This is a genomic window from Isoptericola hypogeus, assembly GCF_039531145.1.
GTDB classification, from domain to species: Bacteria; Actinomycetota; Actinomycetes; order Actinomycetales; family Cellulomonadaceae; genus Isoptericola; species Isoptericola hypogeus.
Window position 1 is genome coordinate 99,520 of the sequence record NZ_BAAAPM010000004.1, and the last position, 5,501, is coordinate 105,020.

Below are 5,501 nucleotides of genomic sequence, written 5' to 3' on the forward strand. Positions count from 1 at the left end.
CAGGGCAAGCGCCTCGCGCTGCCCAACGCGCGGGTGCTCATCCACCAGCCGGCGATGGAGGGTGGCGGGTACGCCCAGGCGTCCGACATCGAGATCCACGCGAACGAGCTGATCCGCATGCGGGAGTGGCTCGAGGAGACGCTGGCCCACCACTCGGGGAAGTCCGTCGAGGAGGTCCGCGACGACATCGAGCGCGACAAGATCCTCACCGCGGCCCAGGCCAAGGACTACGGTCTGGTGGACGAGGTGCTCGAGACTCGCAAGCCGGCGGCGCTCGCAGCGCGCTGACCTGCCCTGACGTGGGGCCCGGGCGCCGGATGGGCGGCGCGTCGGGCCCCACGTCGCGACGCACCGGGGATCGCGGCTGACAACGCGGCCCCGGTGGTGTGGAATGGTCGCAGGACCTGACCAGCGGCACAGGACCAGCTCTGAAGGACATGGAGGCTCCCGGTGGCTCGTATCGGCGACGGCGCAGACCTGCTGAAGTGCTCGTTCTGCGGTAAGTCCCAGAAGCAGGTCAAGAAGCTCATCGCGGGCCCCGGCGTGTACATCTGCGACGAGTGCATCGACCTGTGCAACGAGATCATCGAGGAGGAGCTGGGCGAGGCCGCGGAGCTGGGGCTCACCGAGCTGCCCAAGCCGCGGGAGATCTTCGACTTCCTCGAGCAGTACGTCATCGGGCAGGAGCCCGCGAAGCGGGCGCTCGCCGTGGCGGTCTACAACCACTACAAGCGGGTGCAGGCGGGCGAGAGCGCCAAGGACGGCGAGGACGCCGTCGAGATCGCCAAGTCGAACATCCTGCTCATCGGGCCCACGGGCACCGGCAAGACCTACCTGGCGCAGACGCTCGCCAAGATGCTCAACGTCCCGTTCGCGATCGCGGACGCCACGGCCCTCACCGAGGCGGGCTACGTGGGCGAGGACGTGGAGAACATCCTCCTCAAGCTCATCCAGGCCGCCGACTACGACGTCAAGAAGGCCGAGACCGGCATCATCTACATCGACGAGGTCGACAAGGTGGCCCGCAAGGCCGAGAACCCGTCGATCACGCGCGACGTCTCCGGCGAGGGCGTCCAGCAGGCGCTGCTGAAGATCATCGAGGGCACCACCGCGTCGGTGCCCCCGCAGGGCGGGCGCAAGCACCCGCACCAGGAGTTCATCCAGATCGACACGACGAACGTGCTGTTCATCGTGGCCGGCGCGTTCGCCGGGCTGGACGACCTCGTCGCCGCCCGGTCCCGCAAGCGCGGCATCGGGTTCGGCGCCCCCATGGAGTCCACCGCCGACGAGGACCTGTTCGCGGAGGTGCGGCCCGAGGACCTGCAGAAGTACGGGCTCATCCCGGAGTTCATCGGCCGGCTGCCCGTCATCGCGTCCGTCTCGCCCCTCGACCGGGACGCCCTCGTGCGCATCCTCACCGAGCCGCGCAACGCGCTGATCAAGCAGTTCCAGCGCATGTTCGAGATCGACGGGGTCGAGCTGGAGTTCGAGCCCGAGGCCGTCGAGGCGATCGCGGAGCAGGCGCTGCTGCGCGGCACCGGCGCGCGCGGGCTGCGCGCCATCATGGAGGAGGTCCTCCAGCAGGTGATGTTCGACGTGCCGAGCCGGGACGACGTGGAGCGGGTCGTCGTGAGCCGCGACGTGGTGATCGAGAACGTCAACCCGACGATCGTGCCGCGCACGTCCCCGGTGCGGCGGCGCACCCCGCGCGAGAAGAGCGCCTGAGCGCGCCGTCGGTCGAGCTCGTCGAGACCACGGTTTCGACCCTTCGACGGGCTCAGCACGGCGCAGGCTCGACCAGCGGCGCGCGTCAGCGCGCGTACAGCGCGTCGACCTCGTCCGCGAAGTCGAGCACGACGGCGTCCCGGCGCACCTTGAGCGACGGCGTGAGGTAGCCGTTGGCCTCGGAGAAGTCGCCCTCGAGGACGCGGACCGCACGGATCGACTCCGCCCGCGACACGGACGCGTTCGCCTCGGCGACGGCGGCGTCCAGCGCCGCCAACACCCGGGGGTCGGTGCGCGCGGCGGCCGCGGACAGCGCCGGCAGACCCTGGGAGGCGAGCCAGCCGGGGAGCATCTCCGCGTCGAGAGTCACCAACGCGCCGACGAACGGTCGCCCCTCGCCCACGACGACCACCTGGGACACGACCGGGTGCGCCCGCAGCCGGTCCTCGAGGGGAGCCGGCGCGACGTTCTTGCCGCCCGCGGTCACGATGATCTCCTTGGTGCGCCCCGTGATCCGCAGGTGCTGGCCGTCCAGGGAGCCCACGTCGCCCGTGCGGAACCAGCCGTCGACCACGGCCTCGGCCGTGAGGTCGGGACGCCCGCGGTAGCCGCGGAACAGGTGCGGGCCGCTCACGTGCACCTCGCCGCCTGGGTCCACGCGCACGGACGTGCCGGGGAACGGCGGGCCGACGGTGCCGATGCGCAGGTCGGACGGGAGGTTCACCGCCGTGGGCGCCGTCGTCTCGGTCAGCCCGTACCCCTCGAGGACGGTGAGCCCGGCGCCGCGGAAGAAGTGCCCGAGGCGCTCGCCGAGCGGCGCGCCGCCGGAGATCGCCCAGCGGAGGCGGCCGCCCATCGCCGCGCGCAGGGAGCGCAGCACCAGGCGGTCGGCGACGGCGTGCCGCGCGCGCAGGGCCGCCGGGACGTGGCCGGCGTCCAGTGCGCGGGAGTACTCGCCGGCGACGCGGGCGGCCCAACCGAACACCCGGCGCCGCGCGCCGGATCCCGCGCGCTGCTCGGCGGCGTTGTACACCTTCTCGAACACCCGCGGCACCGCCAGCAGGAACGTCGGGCGGAACGTGCCGAGGTCCGCCACCAGGGTCTTGACGTCGGGCAGGTGGCCGAGCACGGCGCTGCTGCCGATCACCGCCACCTGGATGAGCCGGGCGAAGACGTGCGCCAGCGGCAGGAACAGCACAGTGCGGGCGCCGGCCGACTCCAGCAGCTCGGGCAGGGCCAGCCGCGCGTTCATGGCCAGGTGGGCGAAGTTCCCATGGGTGAGCTCCGCGCCCTTGGGGCGGCCGGTCGACCCGGACGTGTACACGATCGTCGCCAGGTCGTCGCGGAGCACGGCCTCGCGGCGGGCGACCACCTCGCGGGTCGTGACGGCGTCGGCCCCGGACCGCAGCGCGTCGACGGCGCCGGCCGAGATCACGAGCACGTCCTCGAGCTCGGGCAGGTCGTCACGCACGTGCCGCACGGCGTCGGCGTGCGCGGCCGTCTCGACGACCGCGAGGCGGACGCCGGCGTCGGCGAGGATCCACCGCACCTGGTCCGGCGAGGAGGTCTCGTAGACGGGCACGGGCACGGCGCCGACCGCCCACAGGGCGAAGTCCAGCAGCGTCCACTCGTAGCGCGTGCGGGACATGATCGCGACGCGGTCGCCGACCTGCACGCCGCGGGCGACCAGGCCGCGGGCCACGGTGAGCACGTCCTGGTCGAACTCGGCGGCCGTCACCGGAAGCCACGGGCCGCCCGCCGTCACCTGCCGCTCGATCAGCGTGGCCTGCCCCGCCCGGGCGACGCGGCCGGTCAGCAGGGTGCTGATGCTCACGTTCTCGGGGACGTCCACGAGGCTGGGCGTCGTGGCGTGCATCATCCGCTCTTCTCCGTGCTGGCTGGGAGTCCGGGCCGGCCCCGACGGGCCGCCCGGGGCCCCGCGGGGAGGCCGAAGAGGGACCTTACACGCACCGTGGTCGCACGCCCCATCGGGATGCGCCTCGTAGGATCGGGGCATGCCCGAGAACCCTGCCGACGCCGTGCGCCCTGCGGACGCGGCCGACGCCCCCGCGAGGCCGATGCCGTCCGAGATCCTCGGGCTGCGGGCCAGCATCGACAACATCGACTCCGCGCTGGTCCACCTGCTCGCCGAGCGGTTCAAGATGACGCAGCGCGTCGGGGAGCTCAAGGCGGTCGGCGGCCTGCCGCCGGCCGACCCGTCCCGCGACCGCCAGCAGATCGACCGGCTCAAGGGCATCGCGTCGGGCGCCGGGCTGGACCCGGAGTTCGCGGAGCAGTTCCGCAACTTCATCGTCTCCGAGGTGATCCGGCACCACGAGCGCATCGCCGCCGAGCACGCCGCCGGGCGGCGCAAGGGCGAGCTGCCGCCCCTGGACACCTACTCTTGAAGGGGTGAGGTCTGAGGGGCCGCTACGGGGTGGCGCCCACCCGGGATCCGTCGCACGCTGGAGGGCACAGCCGACGCAGACCCCAGGGGGGACCACCGCATGAAGATCGACTGGCTCAAGCCCCTCGTCGGACGCCCCGGACCGTTCGCGACCGTCTACCTGGACGCGACGCCCTCGGCCGTGGCCGGCGACAAGGACGTCGCGAACCGCTGGCGGGCGGCGCGACGCGCACTCGAGCAGCAGGGCGCACCCGGCGGGGTGCTCGACGAGCTCGAGGACGCCGTACGACGCCCCACCCGGGAGGGCGGTGCGCACGGCCGCGTGCTCATCGCGGACGGCGAGGGCGTGCTCGTGGACCGGGTGCTCCGGAACCCGCCCGCCACGGCCTCCGCCGTCTGGCTGCCCGTCCCCGCGCTCCTGCAGGCGGCGCTCGCGGCCGACGAGGCCGTGGACGCGCTCTGTGTCGCCGTGGACCGCGGCGGGGCCGACTTCTGGTGCTGCGACTCCGGGGGGCGGGCCACCGGCGCGCGCGAGACGTACACGGCCCCCCACGACGAGGTCAGCAAGGCGTCGAGCACCGGCACGGGGCGCGCGACGATCGAGTCCCGCGCGGAGGACACCTGGGAGCGCAACGCGGCCGCCGTCGTCGCCGAGATCGACCGCCGGGTCGCCGGCTCGCGGCCCGAGATCCTGCTGCTGACCGGCGACGTGCGCACCGTGAAGGCCGTGCGGTCGGCGCTCGGCCAGGACGCCGCCCGTCGGGCCGTCGAGGTGCCCGGTGGCGGCCGGGGGGCCGGGGTGCACGCCGCCGCGTTCTCCGCCGCGGTCGAGGACGCCCTCGACTCCTACCGTGAGCGGCGGCGTGAGCTGGCGCTCGCCGAGTTCCGCCAGGACCAGGGGCGCGAGGAGGGCGCGGTGACCTCGGTCGACGACGTCGTCGCCGTCCTGGCCCGGGGGCAGGTCAAGGAGCTGGTCCTGTCGGAGCAGCTCGCGGCAGACGCGGGCGCCGCGCTGGCGCAGGCGTCCGCCGGGCCCGCGGACACGAGCCGGATCGACGGGATCCTCGGCGGCCGGCGGTTGTGGATCGGGCCCGACCCGATGCACGTCGCGACGTCCCGGGGGGACCTCGAGGACCTCGGCGTCGCGGCGGGCCTCGAGGAGCTGCCGGCGTCGTCGGCCCTGCTGCGCGCGGCGATCGCGCAGGACGCCGGCCTCACGTTCGCCCCCGAGGGCTCCGTCGAGCTCGTCGACGGCGTCGGGGCGACGCTCCGCTGGCACGACGGCTCGACGCCGCGTGAGGTCGCCGCGACCATGAGCGGCGACGGCGACCGCTTCACCACGCCGAGGTAGCGCGACGCCGGTCGAGCC

5 protein-coding genes are annotated in these 5,501 nt (G+C 73.8%); 4 read left to right on the forward strand and 1 reads right to left on the reverse strand.

The window, feature by feature from the left end; all coding sequences use genetic code 11:
* Positions 1–288: ATP-dependent Clp protease proteolytic subunit (locus ABD254_RS11820; RefSeq protein ID WP_344248617.1), on the forward strand; the 288-nt coding region annotated here is incomplete at its 5' end.
* 162 nt (positions 289–450) lie between these two features.
* Entirely contained in the window at positions 451–1,725 is a 1,275-nt protein-coding gene (gene clpX, locus ABD254_RS11825) for an ATP-dependent Clp protease ATP-binding subunit ClpX (RefSeq protein WP_344248618.1), read from the forward strand.
* A gap of 85 nt (positions 1,726–1,810) precedes the next feature.
* On the opposite strand, the gene ABD254_RS11830 is transcribed toward clpX, so the two are convergent.
* Positions 1,811–3,604, reverse strand: coding sequence for an AMP-dependent synthetase/ligase (locus tag ABD254_RS11830; protein ID WP_344248619.1), 1,794 nt, complete (start codon positions 3,602–3,604; stop codon positions 1,811–1,813).
* Between the two features lie 136 nt (positions 3,605–3,740).
* Here ABD254_RS11830 and ABD254_RS11835 point away from each other — a divergent pair, with 136 nt between their 5' ends.
* Positions 3,741–4,133, forward strand: a complete 393-nt coding sequence (locus ABD254_RS11835) for a chorismate mutase (RefSeq protein ID WP_425553751.1) — start codon at positions 3,741–3,743, stop codon at positions 4,131–4,133.
* A 99-nt stretch (positions 4,134–4,232) separates the two neighbouring features.
* Positions 4,233–5,483 (forward strand): baeRF2 domain-containing protein, encoded by a 1,251-nt coding sequence (locus ABD254_RS11840; RefSeq protein ID WP_344248620.1) that lies wholly within the window; start codon positions 4,233–4,235, stop codon positions 5,481–5,483.
* Positions 5,484–5,501 lie beyond the last annotated feature (18 nt).